Annotated in this window: 15 protein-coding genes and 5 pseudogenes; 14 read left to right on the top strand and 6 right to left on the bottom strand. The window is 32.5% G+C overall.

All coding sequences use genetic code 11. The features are described from left to right. Window positions 1–147 precede the first annotated feature (147 nt). The 3 genes from Y7E_RS0127695 (at window position 148) to Y7E_RS0127685 (ending at window position 2,619) form a co-directional block, all read left to right on the top strand. A complete protein-coding gene (locus Y7E_RS0127695) occupies window positions 148–732 on the top strand; it encodes a TetR/AcrR family transcriptional regulator (RefSeq protein ID WP_017150538.1) in 585 nt (194 codons plus the stop codon). A gap of 15 nt (window positions 733–747) precedes the next feature. Then, the gene (locus Y7E_RS0127690) at window positions 748–1,527 is read left to right on the top strand and encodes a nucleotidyltransferase domain-containing protein (protein WP_017150377.1); all 780 of its coding nucleotides are present in this window, start codon (window positions 748–750) and stop codon (window positions 1,525–1,527) included. A gap of 129 nt (window positions 1,528–1,656) precedes the next feature. Further along, window positions 1,657–2,619, top strand: a complete 963-nt coding sequence (locus Y7E_RS0127685) for an MraY family glycosyltransferase (protein WP_017154432.1) — start codon at window positions 1,657–1,659, stop codon at window positions 2,617–2,619. 299 nt (window positions 2,620–2,918) lie between these two features. Here Y7E_RS0127685 and Y7E_RS32350 read toward each other — a convergent pair. Further along, a pseudogene (locus Y7E_RS32350) lies at window positions 2,919–3,107 on the bottom strand (IS6 family transposase); the annotation flags it as partial. 417 nt (window positions 3,108–3,524) lie between these two features. Here Y7E_RS32350 and Y7E_RS0127675 point away from each other — a divergent pair. After that, a complete protein-coding gene (locus Y7E_RS0127675; protein WP_017154430.1) occupies window positions 3,525–4,208 on the top strand; it encodes an IS6 family transposase in 684 nt (227 codons plus the stop codon). Window positions 4,209–4,454: 246 nt separating this feature from the next. On the opposite strand, the gene Y7E_RS0127670 is transcribed toward Y7E_RS0127675, so the two are convergent. Then, the gene (locus Y7E_RS0127670) at window positions 4,455–5,615 is read right to left on the bottom strand and encodes a tyrosine-type recombinase/integrase (protein WP_017154429.1); all 1,161 of its coding nucleotides are present in this window, start codon (window positions 5,613–5,615) and stop codon (window positions 4,455–4,457) included. A 355-nt stretch (window positions 5,616–5,970) separates the two neighbouring features. Here Y7E_RS0127670 and Y7E_RS0127665 point away from each other — a divergent pair, with 355 nt between their 5' ends. From Y7E_RS0127665 to Y7E_RS32330, 7 genes and pseudogenes are all read left to right on the top strand, one after another. Further along, the gene (locus Y7E_RS0127665; protein WP_017154428.1) at window positions 5,971–6,954 is read left to right on the top strand and encodes a hypothetical protein; all 984 of its coding nucleotides are present in this window, start codon (window positions 5,971–5,973) and stop codon (window positions 6,952–6,954) included. 220 nt (window positions 6,955–7,174) lie between these two features. Next, window positions 7,175–7,498: pseudogene (locus Y7E_RS32340) on the top strand (IS6 family transposase); the annotation flags it as partial. Window positions 7,499–7,882: 384 nt separating this feature from the next. Continuing rightward, window positions 7,883–8,089 carry a hypothetical protein gene (locus Y7E_RS0127660; protein ID WP_026049380.1) on the top strand — a complete coding sequence of 69 codons (207 nt, stop codon included), beginning with the start codon at window positions 7,883–7,885 and terminating at the stop codon, window positions 8,087–8,089. Between the two features lie 496 nt (window positions 8,090–8,585). Further along, on the top strand, window positions 8,586–9,251 hold the full coding sequence (locus tag Y7E_RS0127650) for an IS6 family transposase (RefSeq protein WP_017154425.1): 666 nt from the start codon (window positions 8,586–8,588) through the stop codon (window positions 9,249–9,251). Window positions 9,252–9,329: 78 nt separating this feature from the next. Then, window positions 9,330–9,476 (top strand): annotated as a pseudogene (locus Y7E_RS34640) (IS6 family transposase); the annotation flags it as partial. 55 nt (window positions 9,477–9,531) lie between these two features. After that, window positions 9,532–9,633 (top strand): annotated as a pseudogene (locus tag Y7E_RS33365) (IS6 family transposase); the annotation flags it as partial. 934 nt (window positions 9,634–10,567) lie between these two features. Then, window positions 10,568–12,129 (top strand): IS3 family transposase gene (locus tag Y7E_RS32330; RefSeq protein ID WP_087958059.1). Its coding sequence is split into 2 segments (ribosomal slippage): window positions 10,568–11,201 and window positions 11,201–12,129, totalling 1,563 coding nucleotides; the frame shifts between segments, so codons are not numbered across the junction. 91 nt (window positions 12,130–12,220) lie between these two features. On the opposite strand, the gene Y7E_RS33805 is transcribed toward Y7E_RS32330, so the two are convergent. The 4 genes from Y7E_RS33805 to Y7E_RS0127615 form a co-directional block, all read right to left on the bottom strand. Beyond that, window positions 12,221–12,358 (bottom strand): hypothetical protein, encoded by a 138-nt coding sequence (locus Y7E_RS33805; protein ID WP_017154421.1) that lies wholly within the window; start codon window positions 12,356–12,358, stop codon window positions 12,221–12,223. Between the two features lie 2 nt (window positions 12,359–12,360). After that, window positions 12,361–13,758, bottom strand: a complete 1,398-nt coding sequence (locus Y7E_RS0127625; protein ID WP_237741419.1) for an LTA synthase family protein — start codon at window positions 13,756–13,758, stop codon at window positions 12,361–12,363. Between the two features lie 483 nt (window positions 13,759–14,241). Continuing rightward, window positions 14,242–15,450 (bottom strand): glycosyltransferase family 2 protein, encoded by a 1,209-nt coding sequence (locus Y7E_RS0127620; protein ID WP_017154419.1) that lies wholly within the window; start codon window positions 15,448–15,450, stop codon window positions 14,242–14,244. Between the two features lie 353 nt (window positions 15,451–15,803). After that, on the bottom strand, window positions 15,804–16,289 hold the full coding sequence (locus tag Y7E_RS0127615) for a hypothetical protein (RefSeq protein WP_017154418.1): 486 nt from the start codon (window positions 16,287–16,289) through the stop codon (window positions 15,804–15,806). Window positions 16,290–16,878: 589 nt separating this feature from the next. Between Y7E_RS0127615 and Y7E_RS0127610 the strand changes: the two genes are divergently transcribed. From Y7E_RS0127610 to Y7E_RS0127595, 3 genes and pseudogenes are all read left to right on the top strand, one after another. Continuing rightward, on the top strand, window positions 16,879–19,110 hold the full coding sequence (locus tag Y7E_RS0127610) for a toxin Cry1Ac domain D-VI-related protein (protein ID WP_017154417.1): 2,232 nt from the start codon (window positions 16,879–16,881) through the stop codon (window positions 19,108–19,110). Window positions 19,111–19,456: 346 nt separating this feature from the next. Continuing rightward, a complete protein-coding gene (locus Y7E_RS0127605) occupies window positions 19,457–20,143 on the top strand; it encodes an IS6 family transposase (protein ID WP_017154416.1) in 687 nt (228 codons plus the stop codon). Between the two features lie 785 nt (window positions 20,144–20,928). Continuing rightward, window positions 20,929–21,144: pseudogene (locus Y7E_RS0127595) on the top strand (Crp/Fnr family transcriptional regulator); the annotation flags it as partial.

Below are 21,144 nucleotides of genomic sequence, written 5' to 3'. Positions count from 1 at the left end.
AATTTATCTTAACTTGATGGGTATTTATTGTGACCCCTAATAGATAAAACCAACTCTGTGCGTTAAAACGTATTTACTTCCATATGTAATTCATTTATATTAAATAAATAAACGTTTATTTATTTAATATATTGTGAGGGATTATGAATGGCAAGAACAGTCAACAATCAACAGCGACTAGAGAAGCGAAATGTCATATTAAAAGAAGCAAAAAGGCAATTTCCAAGAGAGGTTTTTTCTAAGACTACCCTTTCTAGTATAGGGCAGGCAATAGGTATTAATCCTGCTACGATTTTACTGTATTTTCCTAGCAAGGAGGACTTGTTTGAGAATACCGTTAAAGAAGCATTTCAAGAGACTAGAAAAGGACAACTGTATTTACCAGAAAGCCTAGAATTGTCAGAGCAATTAGAGCAGATGGTGAGGCATCACGTGAGGAAATATCGTGAAGATCCATCAAACCTACGAATTTTACAATATCTGTTTTCCCAATCTGGTAGGTTTCCGGAGCTAGAGCAAGAAGCAGTTTTCATCACTTATGAGTTTGTAGAGAGAATGACTGAATTGTTGAAGAAGCGCTCTAGTCTAAATGAAACCGAACAAGAACTTCGCGATAAAACGTGGGCTTATTTATCTTTCCTAAGTGGATTTACGATGATTATGCTTGAGCCTGAAAAATATCCATTATGGGAAGGGATTGTAAAACAAGGAGTTAAGCTAATTGAAACATAAAGGAGTTAAAGAAATATGATCCATAACGAAGTCAAGAAAGTAATGATGCTCTATAGTAGCAGGTTGAACGAAATGTTTCCAAATCAAGTTCTTGGTGTCTATTTATATGGATCAAACGTTATAGGTGCCTTTCATCCTGAAAGCAGTGATATTGATTTTGTTACAGTTTTTAATCAGGAATTGACGGGCGAAGAGTTAATAAAACTATCGCACCTTCATAAGAAGGTTAGAGCTAAATGTCCATTGGTCAAAAAGTTTGAATGTGAGTACTTATCCTTGGATGAGCAGAATCAATTACATTTACATAAATCTTTCCCGTTTTTTGAGGGTACAAAGTGTAAGGGAAAAAGAAAGCTTATGAAAATTGCGGTTTATCAGCTTGTTCATGATTCATATGCTGTTTACGGTCCGAAATTTTCTACTTATTACTCAAATATTGATTGGAAGGATGTTATGCAGGAGATGGAGTACAATCTTAACCACTATATAGCGAGTAAAGCTTCCCAAAGCTATTTGTTTTTATTCGATTTTTGGATTGAGTTCATTGTTTTAACCTTATGTCGAGTGTACTATACATTGAAAACAGGAAAGATTACATCAAAGGAACTGGCCTGTGAAGAAGTGATCAAGGACTTTGATTTAAGGTATTCTGACATTCTTCATGAGGCACTTAGAATTAGAGGGAGAGTCCAAGTCAAGTCCAATTATAAAAATCGCTGGGAACGAAAGAATGCAACGATCCATTTTATAAACTCTTTGAGAGAGTATTGTAATCAAGCTTTTTTATCTAGATAAATGTGGAGATGAACCCACTTTTTTACAAAAGGCAATTTCATTAATCCTGCTTCTTTAACTAAACTGCCAAATAGTTTAAGTATAAACCTTCACAATTAGTTATTTTTCTAAAGAAAGGAATAAATTGATATGTATGGGGTTTTAATAGGTTTGTTTGCTTTTGCAGTTACATGGTTTTCAGTACCTTTTATAATGAAATTTGCCGTTAAATGGAATTTTGTTGATATACCTATTAGCAGAAAAATACATAAAAATCCAATACCATTATTGGGTGGGATTGGTATTTTTTTAGGTTTTCTTGCTGCAGTACAATTAACTAAAATATTGGGATATAATTTTGATACTGCCAATATTGCTATCATTTCTGGGAGTTTTTTACTAGTTATTATAGGTTTAATAGATGACTATTATAAAACTCGTGGAAAAGATTTTCCGGCATTACCGAGGCTACTAGTACAAATTCTAGCTGCTTACCTGGTAGTTCATTTTAGTGGAGGAATTGTAGGTTTATCGATACCTTTTACAGAATCTAAGTTTGTTTCCTTCTCATCAGAAATTTCAATACTGTTAACAATAGGTTGGATTGTAATGGTGATTAATGTTTTTAATTTTCTTGATGGATTAGATGGCCTTGCAGCTGGTATTGCAGTAATTTCTGCTGCAACTCTTGCATGTGTTGCTTTAGTTAAAGGAGAATTAACTTCCTTTTTTTGGGCTGTAGCATTAGCTGGTGCAGCTTTAGGTTTTCTAAAACATAACTTTTTTCCAGCACGTATAATTATGGGAGATGCAGGATCAACATTGATTGGTTTTCTATTAGGATCTATTTCTGTGATTGGCACAATGAAATCAGCTACCGTATTCTCTATATTTATACCTGTATTTGCTTTGGGAGTTCCTATTCTTGATGGATTACGTGTAATAATACAGCGTACGTTAAAAGGACAAGCTCCTTATAATCCGGATAAAACTCATGGACATCATAAGTTACTTCAAGCAGGTTTTTCTCAATCTCATGCAGTCATGGTTTTGTATTTAATAGGAACTTGTTGTTCTTTAATTTCTATTGTAATTCTATTATTGGATGTATAGATAAATTATTTATTATGAGAAAAAAGATTTTCGGACTAGTAAGAGATATCATTAGTATATCTATATATTATAGGGATAGCGCCACATCGTTATCAACTTAACGAAAGGAAATGTCCCTATAGCTGTCAACCTAACAAAAATAAACTACCCCAGAACGAAAAAAATGAGCCGAATTCTCATAAATAACTGTAAAAAGGTAAAATTCTCGTTATGGGGGTGTCTTAAAATCTTAGCTTGATGGGCATGCGATGACACCCCTTTTTAGAGTCATAGTATCAGTATGTCCAAGTTTAAGAGATTTTTTGCACCAGAACCCCATACTGATGAACCCAACGCATAATCGTTGTATGAGAAATGGATAAACCCCGTTCCTCCATCATTTCCACTAAATCATGGAAACTTAGATTGTACCGTAGGTACCATCTTATCGTTAATAAGATAATATCAGGTTGATCGTGCTTCCATTTGAACAAATTGTCCTTTGTCATACCGATTACACACCTCTTTTAGATTAATAGTATCAGTATGTCCAAGATTTATAGATTTATTGTCATTATATTGAAGTTTTTGCACCAGAACCAGTCCTTGTCTGCCAAAAAAATGCACTCACATTAGAGTGAGTGCTCTGAAAAAAGTTGAGACTCCTCTATGGGGCACAATCTTTATAAGGAGAGTCTTCTACTAGAAACGTATCTTTAATTTATAATGAATACTACAAAATCTAATCAAAAAGAACATGATTTTACAAAAAAAATATTAAGTATTAGAAAATTCATTTTAGTCCAAAACCTCAAGATAACTGCATTGAATCTCTCAACTTCGAATATACTGACACTATCGGTTCTGTTGCAAAGATTTCTAAACTAAGATAACCTTTAGAAAAAGTGTGAGCAGGAGAATGATATATGGGGTATTTTAGAGGAAAACAGTTTAAAAAGGATATTATTTTGGTAGCCGTCGGCTACTATTGTCGTTTTTCTTTAAGTTATCGTGATGTATCTGAAATCTTGAAAGAACGTGGTGTTTCGGTTCACCCAACAACCATCATGCGCTGGGTTCATGAATATGGAAATCTTATCTATCAAATTTGGAAGAAGAAAAATAAAAACGTTCAATTATCTTGGAAACTAGATGAAACCTATATAAAAGTCAAAGGAAAATGGTGTTATTTATATCGTGCAATTGATAAAGACGGGCACACATTGGATATTCAACTTCGTAAAAAACGGGATCATCAGGCTGCCTATGCCTTTATGAAAAGATTAGTCAAAACGTTTAGAGAACCAGCGGTTCTCACTACAGACAAAGCACCAGCATTACTTTGCGCATTTAACAAATTAAGAGAACAAGGCTTTTATATACATACAACTCATTGTACAATCAAGCATTTGAACAATCTCATTGAACAGGATCATAGGCATGTGAAGCGATGTTTTTCCAAATCCGCAGGATTTCAAAATCTTCGCCACGCTTCCCGTACCTTGAAAGGCATCGAAACCATTCATTGTATGTCGAAAAACCAAAGTCTTGGCTCAGACTTCGGTTTTTCGACATACAATGAATTACAGGAGCTACTAACAATCACATAAAATGTACAACCTTTTGTTAGCGCCACTTAACCTTAACAAAACTTCGCAACAGAACCTTAGCAAGGCTCTACACGCTTCCCTATAAATGCGAAAATTTTTAGGGAAACTTGGCGAAGAACTAATAAATCCTTATACATTATAAGAATAAACCAAAACAAATAGACTATAAATTGTTTTTAATTATATAAAAATTACATAATTAAAAACAATAGTATTGAAGTAATTTAATACCTAATAAAATCGTTATTAAAATTCATCTTCCAAAATTAGATTGCCAGCATCATTATCTTTCGTCAATCTCTGCTTCAGATAATTTTCTTTCGTAGTCCGATCATTTTTATGACCTACTGCAGCTGCGATGACATGAGGGGCTAGTCCCTTGTAATCGTACAAGTATTGTACATAAAAATGCCTAAAGAAATGGGGAGTAATTCTTATATCCTCAGTAAAGGGTAACTTTGTATCCTTAATGATTTTAGAAATATATTGTGACAAATAATTCTCTCTATAAGCAGTACGGTTCTTTGTTTGAAATATCGTCCCACCATTTTTATTCCCAATGTCTACAGGTAACCTTCTCCGAATTCGAAATGCAACAATACGATTAAAAATCTCCTTATTAATAGAAACAATTCGTTCATTATCTCCCTTTGTATCAACTGTTAAATAGTAACGTCCGCGTATAGCGTCATACTCAAGATCTTCCCATTTGGCATGAGCGACTTCTGCAACACGTAATCCAGTGGTAGCTAAAACGGATAATAAAGCGTAATTGATTTCATTATCCTTATAGTAATGAAGCAACTGCTTCACTTCCTCATATGATAACTCGCGTTTTGGTTTATGGTGTTTATTAACGGTCGTACTTAGAACTTCCACATGAAGAGGTTCCTGGATATATTGAATTTCATATAGCCATTTCAAATACGAACGGATCACACCAAGTTTTCGACTAATCGTAGATGCTTTGTATTTTTCTTTTGATTGATAGGAGATTGCCTCCTGGGATAACCACTTTTGATAGTTTCGGATATGTCGCTTTCTTAAGTTCCTCCAAACTTGGCCGACTACATAATCTTTAACATCTTGCTGCAGAAATTCTGTACTTTGTTTGATGAAAAAATAAAATTGACTTAAATCACGTGCATATAGAGCCCTGGATGCATTCTTTATACGTTTTTCTTGATCAAAATGTGTTTGCCGATTTAAGTAGTAGTACAATATTTCTTCATCTGAAAATCCCTCATATGTATATGAATCTTCTCTTTCATTATTTTCCTTTTTAAATTCAGCCTCATTTATATAATCACGATTCCATACTGCAATTATGTTTGTGAAATTTTGTTTTTGTTTTTCTATATTTTCTAAAGAAGTTTCATTATGAATTGTATTCAATTCAAATTTCATTATCCTTCAACTCCTTATTAATTCCTTTTATATCTATTATTATAACTTAATTGCATTCAAAATTATTAGCATAATAAGATTAAATTTTATAAAAATGAAAGTGTAATATGACTATAGAAAATATTCTATTTTCTATGTTTATAGATTTCTTAATACAATTAATAATATTTCATTTAATTTATAGCATTATAAAAATGAATTTAATTAGAAATTGCATTTTGTTATTAAATAAAAATTTAAATAGTTTATTTTTGAGTTATGTTATAATAAATTAAAATCATATATTTTATAAATTATAATTTACATAATAATATTATTTCTTTTCTATACAAATGTAATATTAGGGGGAACATGAATGCTGAGTGCATACGAAATAAATATGACCACAAACGAAGTAAAAGAGTATTTAGATATTAGTCACTTCACATTTAATAATTTGATAAAACAGGGACAATTAAATCCAATTAATAAGGATACATGGCGTTTAGATGGGAGCTTTTTATTTAAAAAGGAAGAAATAGAGAAATTAAAAGAAGAACTTGAGGTAGAAGGAATTACTTTATATCAAGCAAGTAAAAAGTACCATATTAGTATGTATCAACTCGAAAAATGGATAGAAGAGGACAAGATAACTTGTACGATACAGGAGCATCGTAATCGCAAAACAAAATTTGTGAAAGAAGATGATGTCCGTGAATTAGTTCAACAAATAGAACGGAAAAATACAATCTATACATACTCACAAAAGCATAATGTAGTACTATTACAAAGATTTATGAAAGGGAATACGTTAGCACGTATTATCTCTATTCCAAAACGTGGGGATATCATACTACGTGATGAATTTGGAAATGACATGACGTTAGAGGATGCAATCAAAGTTGGATATAAGCCTGCCTATATTTTATTTAATCAACCGAGAAGTCACCATCAACGATTTGTGAAATTCCGCTTTCCTAAATCTTATCAATATCGAAGTGATATTTTTCGATTTATAGATCTCATATTACAGTATGTATCACCAAGAAACTTAAAAATATCAGTAGAAGATGAATTTTGGTATTTTGATATTCGTCAATCTCTAGTATCATTACCCTCTGGAATGCAAACCGAATGGATGGATAATTTAGCACCCTATATAATAGAAGGAAAAATGATACCACGTGTTAACAATAGTGTATATTTAGATAGCAATACCGTAACAAAGCCCGTAACTCTCACAAGTAACGAGTATAAATTTATAAAAAAAATTGTAGAAGAAACAAATAGTTCCATCGAAGAATTTATTAAAGATGCAATTCAAGATAGGATTAATCAGTACTTACTTAATCAAAAATAAAAATTTTATCAACCATAATATAGAAAAATTAGCAAAAAATTCATATAAGTTTACATTGAATTGTTCTATACTACAACTTATAGAGTTATTCTCAAAATCTCTATGTGAGTCGGACTATACCCTTAACAAAAAAGAATCACTTTTTAGTGGTTCTTTTTTGTTGGAAATCTTTGAGTTAGCATTTAATCATATAAGTTTGGATCATGCAGATACTTCAAAACATCTACATAAATGCTTGAGCTTCCGTAACCTGGTGGAAATGATGTAGGAAAGCGGATTATCAATTGTTCACCTAACGATTATGCGCTGGGTTCATCAATATGGGCCTCAATTAGAAGAGAAAGCACGATATCGACTCATGGAAAGTTGATGAAACCTACGTAAAAGTAAAAGGTCAATGGATGTATTTATATCACACTATAGATTCCGAAGGGAACATCATTGATTTTTACCTTAGTAAATCAAGAAATAAACAAGCAGCCAAGCGCTTTTTCAAGAAGCCTTGGCTTTTTCGCATGTTTCTAAACCTCATTTGTTAGTTGTGTGTACATTTCTTATCATTATTTGGGAGAGAACCCAATCCAACAAGTGATTATTGTATTATCGGCTACACTTCCAACAGAATTGGCAATAGGGTGTGTAGGAAAACAATTTTCTTACGAATATAAGCACAAAAAATTTCCGTTTCAAAGAAAATGAATTCTCAGATTTACTTGTAATGGGTTTTATAGAACGATCTAATACATTTGGTATCAAGTAAAATTTGGTTTGTTATTCAGCTTGTTAGGAGGTTTATATAGATTTTTGAAGAAATAAGAGGAGGATGGACTATTTTTTAGAAGATATTGCATATATTTGGTTATGTATTGGTATTTATTTTTCGTTCGAGTGGACAAAACGATTTCAAAAGAAGGGAAGTGAGGGAACCATGATACATCGGTATGAAATTGATTTTTCTGTGATGTATGGTGGCAAGGAAAGAGGTTTACAATCCACAATCATTCCAGCACGTTCTTTAGAGGAAGCAAATGAGAAATTGAAATCAGAAGTCAAGCGACGATTTGAGAAATGTCATGTGAGAATTGAAACAGCCAATTTATGTGTTTCAGATGATACCAGATATACCATTGTATGAAAAAGTCTTGTTTATACAGCAAGGCTTTTCTGGTTCTGGTGCAAAAAATTCCAATAATCTTGTAAGTAATCTCCTAAACTTGGATATATTGATAGCATGCCCCTAAAAAAGATGCGTGATCAGTATATCCAAGTTTTATAGATTTATTGGAATTATCCTGAAGATTAGAGCCTTATATGGTAAATCAAAAGTTTAAGATTCAAAGTCAAGAAGGGAAACTTGTTTGCATACCCTATATTAGATCGACGAAAGGAGGAAAATATAGGGGATTTTTATATTCTCATGCCATTACTGTACTTTATCGAGACCTTCAACAAGTAAGGGAAGAAATTGCACGAGATTTGAGGAGGCGCCATTGGGAAAATGTACGTGTTAATTCACTAGAAATAGTAGCCACGTACAAAGACTGTTACGTTTCCATTGGTCACTTGGTTGTGTTGCAAAGATTTCTAAACTGAGATAACCTGTAGAAAAAGTGTGAGCAGGAGAATGATATATGGGGTATTTTAAAGGAAAACAGTTTAAAAAGGATATTATTTTGGTAGCCGTCGGCTACTATTGTCGTTTTTCTTTAAGTTATCGTGATGTATCTGAAATCTTGAAAGAGCGTGGTGTTTCGGTTCACCCAACAACCATCATGCGCTGGGTTCATGAATATGGAAATCTTATTTATCAAATTTGGAAGAAGAAAAATAAAAACGTTCCATTATCTTGGAAACTAGATGAAACCTATATAAAAGTCAAAGGAAAATGGTGTTATTTATATCGTGCAATTGATAAAGAAGGATACACATTGGATATTCAACTTCGTAAAAAACGGGATCATCAGGCTGCATATGCCTTTATGAAAAGGTTAGTGAAAATGTTTGGAGAACCAACGGTTCTAACAACAGACAAAGCACCGGCATTACTTTGTGCATTCAAAAAATTAAAGGAACAAGGCTTTTATAAACATACAGCTCATTGTACAAGCAAGCATTTGAACAATCTCATTGAACAGGACCATAGGCATGTGAAGCGACGTTTTTCCAAATACGCAGGATTTCAAAATCTTCGCCACGCTTCCCGTACCTTGAAAGGCATCGAAACCATTCATGCTTTATATAAACGAAACCGAAGTCTTGGCTCAGACTTCGGTTTTTCGACGTACAATGAATTATAGGAGCTACTAACAACCACATAAAATGTACAACTTTTTGTTGGCACCACTTAACCTTAACAAAACTTCGCAACAGAACCCGCAGGATTTCAAAATCTTCGCCACGCTTCCCGTACCTTGAAAGGCATCGAAACCATTCATACTTTATATAAACGAAACCGAAGTCTTGGCTCAGACTTCGGTTTTTCGACATACAATGAATTACAGGAGCTACTAACAATCGCATAAAATGTACAACTTTTTGTTGGCACCACTTAACCTTAACAAAACTTCGCAACAGAACCAAGCCATGCATATGATTAAAAAGGAACAGATTGATTTACGGGACCAGTCTGTCCAAAAACAAAAAGAATTTATCCATCAATTGTTTGAACTTGCAGTATAAGATACAATTCCGTTAGGAATATATGCATTTTATTCTTTTTTTGCACCAAAACCGATTCATACATAAATGATTTGGAATTGCATCATAATCTACCATTGAACAGTCTATGCAGGTTTCTATGCCTCTATCAAATGATTTTTGCACCAGAACCGTTAGTCTTTATTTATCTTTTTATCAGTAAAGGTATAATATATTAAAAGATGATAAATATAATATTAATCTGGTGTGATTGTATAAACTTCGATTTTTGTTGGATAAGAGAAGCAGAATTAAAGTCGAAATTTTAGAAGAATTTATTATTAATTTAATATATATTTACATTTGAAAAGAACAGATTGATTTTATAAATCAATCTGTTCAGGAGTAAAAAAATGTTCTGGTACAGAATTTTTTTACTTAACCAATAAGAGTACCTAATAAGCCTGATACTAAGTTTAAAAGATTTGTAAGCATACTTTTCCTCTCCTTTCCCTTATAACTTAATATAATTATACATAATTTTTACAATTTAATCTATACATATAATATAGATTAAATTATTTTTTTGATTCTGAATATGTTTTGTGTTAGTTTGGATTGAACTACTTACCACTTAACGTCCTTACGGACTGTTTGAAGTGGGTTGTATCCTGCTTCTTTTTTAATTGAGTGAGCTCGGTAGAGAAAGAAAATGGTTAAATACAAAGCGGTTGCACCTCACTTTTTTGTATGATGCCTACAGTATACTAAAAAATGTAGGCTTACGCCTACCGACATTCATCTCCACCTAAAATTGGTGTTTCACACCTTCGCATTTTTGAGGAAAGAGTCTTCTGTCGGAACATTATAAAAAACATATAAACAAAAAGAACTCGCTTGGAACAAAGATGATATGCTCCCCATTAGGTAGACAGATAAAAAATAAAAATCTGTTTATCTAAGGGGAGTATTTTTTATGGCTCGAATGAAATATTCTAAAGCTGAAAAGCTGGCGATTTTAGCTCTTTATAAAGATGGTCATCATTCCATAGCCGACATTACTGCTAAATTTTTGGTTGATCCTGGGACCATTAGAGATTGGAAGAGAAGGTATGAAGTGAATGGTGAAGACGGCCTAGAAGAAGCTCTTTCTTGGAAGTGTTATTCAAAAGAGCTAAAGTTAGCAGCCGTCAATGATTATCTATCAGGACACTACTCGTTAAGCAAGGTTATCCAAAAATACAATGTATCCAGTACTGCGGTTTTGAGAAAATGGATTAAAAAGTATAATAGTCATAGAGAATTAAATGATACCGGTAAAGGAATGACAAACTCTATGACAAGTAGAAGAAAAACAACGTTAGAAGAACGAATTCAAATTGTAAATTACTGTATACAACATCAAAAAAACTATCAGCTCACAGCCGAAAACTATGAAGTTTCTTATCAACAGGTATATCAATGGGTCAAGAAGTTTGAAGCACATGGTGAAGAAGCACTACAAGATAAACGCGGTCGAAAGAAAGAGGAATATGAATTAACAGATGAAGAAAAGTTTAAGATGGAAATGAAACGTTTAGAGCGAGAAAATGAACGATTACGTGCAGAAAATGCTTTTTTAAAAAAGTTAGAGGAACTCGAAAGGAGGCGTCGTTAACAAGCGTTCGTCTACACAATAAATATAGAGCGATTCAAGATTTACATGCGACTGAAAACCTGCCAGTAATCCTTTTATGTGAAATTGCCGGTGTATCTCGTGCTGCTTATTATAAATGGCTACAGCGTATGCCAACAGCTGGAGAATTAGAGAATGAAGCAATTCTTCAGGATATTCAAGCTATTTATGCACGAGTAGGAGGCATTTATGGGTATCGAAGAATGAAATTAAATATTAATAGGATATATCATAAAAAGTTTAATCACAAACGTATTTATCGCTTAATGCACATCGCTGGATTACAGTCCGTGATTCGTCGGAAAAGAAAGCGCTATGTTCCTTCACCTGCACAATACGTCGCTGAAAATCGACTAAATCGCGAATTTACTGCAAGCAAGCCCAATGAAAAATGGGTAACAGATGTCACGGAGTTCAAATTAGGAAACGGAAGGAAAACGTATTTAAGCGCCATTTTAGATCTTTACGATGGCTCCATTATTAGTTATGTATTGGGACATTCAAACAATAATAAATTGGTATTTCGAACGTTGGATCAAGCTATCACTATATTAAAAGAGAATGAACATCCATTGATTCATAGTGATCGAGGGTATCAATATACGTCACATGGGTTTAAGAGAAAAATAGAAAAAGCAAAAATGATTCATAGCATGTCACGTGTAGGAAAATGTATAGATAATGGACCAATGGAATCGTTTTGGGGAACGTTGAAGTGTGAAAAATATTACTTACATAAGTATGAAACATTTGAAGCGTTACAACAAGCAATAGATGATTATATCCAGTTTTACAATAACGAACGTTACCAAGAAAGATTAAACGGCTTAAGCCCATTGGAATACAGGGTTCAAGCCGCTTAAAGTATTTTTTATTATTTCCACTGTCTACTTGACAGGGAGCTGTTCAAGATTGTTCCAAACGAGTTCTTTTTGTTTATTAATGATATATCCTTTATTTATGTTTCCCCCTTTTAATCTCCTCCTCAAATCCAGGAAATAAGAAGTTTAGTATATGCGGTGTATCTATAAGACGATAAAATGTAAAGAGAAAAAAACTACTATATACAATAATTAATATCCTTTTCTTCATGACTAATCCTCCACTTTATCTTTTCTTACAGGAAGGCTTTTAAGATATTGATCGGACAAATTTAATAATTTTCTTGTTCGTTCAAAATCTTTTTTTATTTCTGGTTGTAATGGAACCGGCATTCCTTCTAAATCCATAGCTTGTCCATCATCAAATTCTTCACCTGGGATATAACAATACTTCTCATGTATAAATGTTCCATCAGGGAAAAAGTATCTCTGCGGAATAATGTTATCCTCAGTATTTAACAGATCTTGTCCAAACATAACTTGTTCCTTCGTCTGTATTCCTAATAAGTTAATAATTGTTGGGAATATATCAATTTCACTACCTATGTTTTTTATCTCTTTTCCTTCTTTTAATTCTGGATAATGAATAATAAATGGGATACGATAAGGGTCAAATTGTCCATTTTTCACATGTGATACAGGTAAATATTTTTTCAAATTATTAGGTAAAGAATTTGTATCAATAATATGATGATCTCCGTATACGACAAATAACGATTTCTCCCATAATCCTTCACGTTTTAGTTCTTCTATAAAAAAGCCTAATTCTTTATCCACATAGTTAACCGCTTGAATATAATCTCCAAATTGCGTTCCCTCTAATTCTTTTGGTAGTGGTAAAGGTTGTTTTTCACTTGGTATTTTAAAAGGATGATGGCTACTTAATGCAATAATATGTGCATAAAATTTCTTGTTTTTTTCATCTAATTCTTTCAAAATTGGAAGTGTTTTTTCATAAAGAACATGATCACTAGCAGCTATGTCTATCACATCTTTATTTCCAAAATATTTTTGGTCATAGAACTTATCAAATCCTAATGCTTTGTATAATTGCTTTCGGTTATAAAATTCCGAATCATTTGTATGGAATGTATTAGTTACATAATCATATTGTTTTAATAATCTAGGTAAACTTGGAACTTTGCGATTTGCAAAACGATTTGCATTTAATTCCTGTGTTCCTGGATAAGTCGATGTATTTACACTCCATTCTGCATCAACTGTATTCCCTTTACCTGTTTGTTGGAAAAATGTAGGGAACGATAACGATTGTTTACGTAAACTATCCAAATTAGGAGTGATTGATTTCCCATTAATTTTTAATCCCATTACATTTTCTTGTAGCGATTCAAGTTGAAGAATAATTAAGTTTCTATCCCTTGCAACACCTTCATATTCAGGGTTCGTCACTAATTTTTCTTTTTTTATTTCCCTAATCATTTCATTCGTTATGTTCTTATTCTCCATAGAATAAGCTTTATTCACAGGAATTATTTTCTCAAAAGGGAATGATAAATTATAAGAAAAAATACCCATTTGTTCAGATTTCTTCTTATCATTCAATACGTCTTTTTTATTTATTGTATATATAAATGTAGAAAATGTTAACATAAAACAAAGAGAAGCAATTCCTATGTTCTTCTTTGAAAAGCGTATATCTCTAATTTCTTTTTTAAGTTGAGATGCTCTGTATATGATAAAAGGTAAAGGGATTATATCTACAACATAATACAGGTCTTTCCAATTTAAAAGAGAGGATATGCTGTCTGCTAATTTAGTAGTTTGGTTTACTAACAATAAAGTGTGATAGGTTGGTATGACACCATAAAATCTTTTATATACCACACAGGCAAACAAGATAATTCCTGCTAATATGCTTATCCCAGCGTATAAAGTTGTTCGTAGTTTTTTCGGTGCAAAACCACGTATTAGAAAAAATACAAACATTATATATAAAGAATCCATAAAAAAACTATTAATATTAAATTGCTCATATAACTCTGTATATCCAACAAACAATTTACATAATATTATCAAAAAAAGTAAGAAACTCACTTTTTACTCCCCCACTTACCAATTTTTTATTTTTAGATTTTACGTTAGATCTTCCATCTTTAACATATTTTCCTTATCCATTACTCGATTGTGGGGAGTATGGATCCATACCTTTTGCTTTCTTTTTATAAACCCTAAAAATATAATTGGGACCCAAGAAAAACCAAAAATATAAACAATAGGTGTCCAAATTACATTCTTTATCTGTTTTTCTTGTATCAGCGCAATAATCGGTAATAAATAAAAAGATAAAGCCATCATCAGCCAAATCCATGGACTTAATACATATGGCATTATATAAGATGGAAGTAATTCATAATATGTTAAACAAAATAATATAATGGAGTTTACTGATAACATTGTTCTCGTTGGCTGAATAAGATAAATAAACATATCAAGTGCATTTATATTAAATGTTTGTACAAAATTTTTTAAAAGTGGTACGGAGTAGCGAACCATACAATCCATATGTCCTTGCATCCAGCGAACACGTTGGCGAAAAGATATTTTAAAGTCTGTCGGTTTTTCATCAAATATTTTTGCTTCATGTGCCCAGCCAACAGATCTTCCTTTTGTGAATATGTATTTAGCTGTAAACTCTAAATCTTCCGTTAAACTTTGTGTTCCCCATCCTATTTCCTTTAAGACTTGCATAGAAAAGCACATACCAGTTCCACCAAGTTGAGCTGATAACCCTAACTTTCCTCTACTAAATTGATACAATCGGTTTGTAGACCAATAAGCAATTGCGTAAGACTTTGAGATCCAATTATCTGTTGGATTTTTTGAATCTAAATACGCTTGAATTACTTCATATTTTTCTGCTACTAACTTATAATTTAATACTTGTAAGAAATTTCGTGACACAATATTATCCGCATCCAGTATGACCACAGCATCATATACTTTCTTGTTTTCTTTCTCTAAACGAAACAACTTTTGAAACATCCACTCTAGCCCATAGCCTTTGCCTCGTTTTTGAGGATCCTGTCTTTCCCAAGCATTCACTCCAGCTTCCTGGACAATTTGAGCTGTCCCATCTGTACAATTGTCACAAATAACATGAATATCATATTTTTCTTTTGGATAATCCACCTTTTTTAAGTTTTGAACAATTTGTCCAATTACACTCTCTTCATTATGAGCACAAACTAATACTGCAAAACGAGTAGAAGCTATTTCATTTTCCACCTGGTACGTCTTTTTCTTTTTTAAGAGGCCTAAAAAACTAATCATTACTTGATACAACGAAAGAACCCCTTGGAATTGCGTGAAAAATATTAACATCGCCACTACAATAGACAGAATTACCTTCCCACAATATAATAGATATTCCATATTGGTAGAATAAATTATGGTAAAACATGCGCATAATACTAATAAACTAATCCATACTCTTTTTTTACTGATGCGCATTTTTCCAACCCCTTCCCCTATCGAGATTTACAAAAACGCTCTTATATTACGAGTTTAGAGAGAGAAATTGTGATATCAAGATTGATATTTTTAGCAGTCAATGATGCGTTTCACTATATTCAATCTCAATACTTGATTACTAATATATTCTGATAGATCTACTTTTTATAAATGCTCAATTTCCGTTACTCAATTGTAAACTTTGCTTCTTTGTAATTTTTCAATTCTTTTTTTGGATTATTATCTTTAAACTGGGCAATAGAAATTGTATGTTCCCCTTTTTTCAATAGATCATCATCTAAATTTATAAACGTAGAAAATATTTTTGTTCCTTCTTCTTTTGTAACAAATTTCTGATTGACATATATATAAGCCTCTTCTTTCTCGCTTAATCCCTCTAACTCTATTTGAATTTGTGCCAGTTCTAATTTAGGATCCACCTTTAAAACTGGAACTCCTTCTCCCCCCTGCTGATCATTATTGGTAATTACTTTCATGTTAACTTTTCCTGTATCTTTAGCTTCTTTAGGAAAGGCTACTTTTGTTTCCTCTTTACCTTCTTCTTGTTTTTTTACCTCTTGTTTCACTTGCTCTTCTTGCTTATTTGAACACCCTGCTCCTGTACCTATCAATAAACAACTTATCCCTATTCCAACTACAAATCTATTCATCGTATTTCCTCTTCTCTATAGTTTTAAATCCAGATAAATAAATGCTATAATGTATACGCTGTCATCATTCTTGAAAAACAACGTACGAAAAATATTCTTATGAAGCACCTCCTATGTAACCTTTTTACACATTTAACACTATCATGATAGTGTTAAATGTGTAAAAAGTTGAACCCTACAGAGGAATCCTGTAAAGTTTTAATGATTTGTTTTTCTGAATAACTAAATACACATTCACTAGGTTATCTCGTTTTCCTTTAAACTTCAACCTTGATTTTTGCAAAAATAGAAAAAAAAGGTTTATAAAGTTGTTCACTTAAAAAAAGATGGACAGTAAAATCTCCATTAGTCTAGGTTTTACTGCCTATAATGTTGTATAAACCGCTTATAGATTTTTCGATATTAAATACTTCGCCACTTTCTTAGTCTTTCAAATGTATTTAAAAATCCTCATATATATTATTTAAAGGTTATAATTTTGTAAATTTATTTATTTTTTAAAATTCGAGTTTGATTTTTTTTACAAAATGTTATAGAGTTGTTTCCGAATTGATTTTGACAAAAAATACATTTTTAGGGGGATTATTCCATGGAAGGTTCACGCAAGAAAAATACCAAGAGAAAAGTAGTCGCATCACTATTATGTTTATCTGTATTAGCAGCCCCAATTGTGCCTGAAGCTTCTGCAGCACAAAACACAGACTCCAAGATTAGTAGCCAGGAACAGATTGGTAATATGATTTTGCAAGTTACTCCAAGTAACCCAACTCCTATGCCAGGTGAAACAATTACATATCAGTACAAGCTTACAAATGCAACGAATAAAGTAATTAAAAATGTGTGGGTTGTAGACTGGCATGTTAATATGCTGCAAGAATATTTTGATTTAGGTGATGACAAAGCTTTTGGTCCTGGGGAAACAATTACGCTCACTAAAAAATACAATGTTCCAAAGGATGTACAAGAAGGAAAAACTTTTCGAAGTCTAGCTACCGTATACGGTACTGCTGATGGAGAACAAGTAAAAACAACGGGAAAATCATCTATTACAGTGGATGTAGTGAAGCCAGAAATCTCATTAAGAGTTTCAACGAATAAAGAAGTTGTAACTCCTGGAGAAAAAGTAACTTACACATATAAAATTAAAAATACAGGTAATCGAAATTTAACAAATGTTTGGGGCGCTGATTGGCATCTTGGTATGCATCAAGAATATGCTGACATTGGCCCTGACAAAATTTTATCACCTGGAGAAGAAGCAACTGTTCAAAAGGAATTCATCGTCCCAGAAGATGCTGAAGACGGAAAGCTTATTTATAGTGTAGCATCTTACTACGGTTACTATGGAGATACAAAAGTCCAACAAGATTCACGAGTAGGTATTACAGTAAGTCACGATCTCATTACAAAAGCTCAAGCAGCAGTGAATAGCCTATTTTCTGATGAAAGTCATTCCACATTACATGCGAATATTTCCCAAAAAGAAATTAATGCAGCTAAGAAATCAGTAATGCAGCTTCCTGACGCAAAACATAAACAACAATTAGATAAAGAATTGGAACAAGCTCAAAATCTATTAAACTTACTAAATGATGCACGCGGCACTGTGCATGGGCTTTTTGCAGATGATGCTCACTCTAAACTAGGTGCAGAAACAACTCAACAAGCTATTAATGCTGCAAAAGAAAAAGTTGGTAAACTTCCTAACAATCAAAATAAAACAGATTTATTAAATGAAATCAAAAATGCTCAACGTCTTCTCAAAGAACAAGAAGCATTAAAATTAAGCGATGCTCAAAAGACTGTGAATAACCTTTTCTTAGATGAAAATCACATCGCGTTAAATAATGGACTTAGCGAAAAAGACATTGAGAAAGCTCTTGAAAAAGTGCAACTTGTATCTAATCAAAAAGACAAAGATACTTTAATAAAAGAAATTGAAAAAGCTCAAAATCTATTAAAATTATTAAATGATAATCGTAACATTGTTAATAATCTATTTACAGATACTTATCATACAACTCTAAAAGACGCTACTACACAAGCTGACGTTGATGCTGCAAAAGAAAGTGTTAACCAACTTCCTAGCAACAAAGACAAAGAATCTTTACAAAAAGAGATTGAAAAAGCTCAAAATCTACTAAAAGCTGCTCAAGCATTCAAATTGCAAGACGCTCAAAAAGCGATTAATGATTTATTCACGGCCAATGATCATAAAACGTTAAAAGCTGATATTAAACAAGCTGATATTGATGCTTCCAAAGCGAAAGTTGATCAGCTATCTAATACTGCCGATAAAACAAACCTACTAAAAGAAATTGAAAAAGCTCAAAAACTTTTCTCTGAACTGCAAACTGGTCAAAAGCTGTTAGAATCTTTATTTACAAACGGAATTGGATCTCCTGTGAAACCAGGTATCACGCAATCTGATATTGTAAAAGTACAAGCAGAACTCAAAAAATTACCTGATAGCCCTGGTCGCACAAAATTATTAAGTAGAGTTCCAGTCAATTTCTCTAATATTAGTTGGTATACAAAGCAATTTGGAAATAAAAATGTAACTGATACAGCAGAAATAAAAGTTTCCAAACTTTATAAAAATACAAACCGTGAGCCATTTATCGATTTTAACTTCGCCTATACTTTAAAAGGTGCACAAATTACAGTTTCAAATCGTGATGTCCTTGATGCATCTATCGCCCCAGAGCATGCAGAAGCAGGTAATTTAAACATGAAAATTCTAAATAGAGGTACTACAAAAGTAACAATTAGTTCTGCTGATGGGTTATATTTTAAAGAGATTACAGTAAAAGTTTTTTAAAGCTAAAGGACAACCTCTTAAGCAAATAACGTCTAAACGTTGCGCATACGATACTATCAGTACCCTTTAGGACTCTAATTTATATATCAACCTCAATAAAATGTTTATTTATCAATATATATCAACTAAAAAACATTTATAACTTATTAAAATTTATATCTAATAAAAATAAACCAGTTGCTTTTCAGCACCTGGTTTATTTCTGTTAACTTAATAATCATTCTGGTTCTGTTGCGAAGTTTTGTTAAGGTTAAGTGGTGCCAACAAAAAGTTGTATATTTGGTTCTGTTGCAAAGTTTTCTACATGAAGATACACTCTAGAAAACAGGATCTAGGAGAATCAGACATGAGGTATTTTAAAGGAAAACAATTCAAGAAAGATATTATTTTAGTAGCTGTCGGCTACTATTGTCGTTTTTCTTTAAGCTATCGCGATGTATCTGAAATCCTGAAAGAACGTGGGATTTCAGTTCACCCAACAACCATCATGCGATGGGTTCATGAATATGGAAATCTCATTTATCAGATTTGGAAGAAGAAAAACAAAAACACATTGTTATCTTGGCGTTTGGATGAAACCTATATCAAGGTGAAAGGGCAATGGTGTTATTTATATCGAGCAATTGATAAAGAGGGACAAACACTTGATATTCAACTTCGTCAAAAACGGGACACACAAGCAGCATATGCTTTTATGAAAAGACTTGTTCGAACTTTTGGAGAACCAACGGTTCTGACGACAGATAAGGCCCCTTCTTTAGCTTCCGCATTCAAAAAATTAAAGGAGATAGGTCTTTACAAAAATACCTTTCATCGTACAATCAAGCACCTCAATAATATCATTGAGCAAGATCATCGACATGTGAAACGTCGATTCTCCCGTTCTTTAGGGTTTCAAAGTCTTCGCCATGCCTCACGTACTATTAAAGGTATAGAAACTGTTCATGCCATATACAAACAAAAACGAAGTCTTCAACCAAACTTCGTTTTTTCGACGTATAACGCATTACATGAATTATTAATAATTTCATAAAACTGGTCCACAATATTCTCCATCTCTTTATGTCTTCGGAAACTTTTTGCAACAGAACCTCCTAAGTTAAGTACTAAGCTAATACAAGTATGTACTTATTCAAGAAAAGGGAGAAATTGTAGAAGAACACTTAGTTCCTAAATGACTTTATTGTTGTTTGTTTTGAGAAAAATAATATTGAATGAATAAAATTAAACAATTATTTTAAAACACCGTTCTATTTCCGAACGGTGTTTTATGTACTTAGATCATTAAGATTAAACAACTTTATTGTTCGTTAACAATGATGATCCTATCCATTTGGACACATTTACCAGTATTTTTACCAAAAAATTCATGATATGGTTAATTAGTCGAGTACGTCATTACTTGACAATTACCCTTAGAAGCCCCGTGAATAACGGGGCTTCTTTTCTACAAAATGAAATTTTTATTAAGATTTAATCTTTTATACTACTTTCAATAATGTCTCACAGGACTTTAGATTGCTTCATCCCTTCCTCCTCACACAACTTTTCAATCACGGCCCACGTTTCTTCAGATAAAGTCAAAGATACTTTTTTCGTAATTCCAAAACCTTTACAACCAGCACCTTCTCGTTTACCTTGAATTGGGTTACTTTTTTCATTATCATTTTGAATTGATTCACCTTTATCATTACTTATTTTATTATTTGTAAATGTTGCTTGACATGGTTAAATGCTATAATAGTAAATTGTGGATAAAGGATATGCCTTATATGTTTATAGAGGTGATGAATTATATGTTTATAGAGGTGATGAATTATGCTTAATAAGCCGAGTGATTATATTGAAGCTGGTTTGAAGCTGGAGTTGGAAGAAGATTTAAAATACTTATTTAATTCAACAGCTGATATAAAGATGGTACCAAAGGATACAATTGTTTTAAGGCAGGGGCAAAGAGTTTCTTCACTGTATTATATTCATAAAGGAATTATGAGAGGCTATTATATAGATGCTGCAGGGAATGATGTGACAAAA

Source organism: Bacillus bingmayongensis (assembly GCF_000299035.1).
Taxonomy (GTDB): domain Bacteria; phylum Bacillota; class Bacilli; order Bacillales; family Bacillaceae_G; genus Bacillus_A; species Bacillus_A bingmayongensis.
The sequence above is the reverse complement of the archived record's forward strand: the minus strand, read 5'-3'. Positions and strand labels throughout refer to the sequence as shown.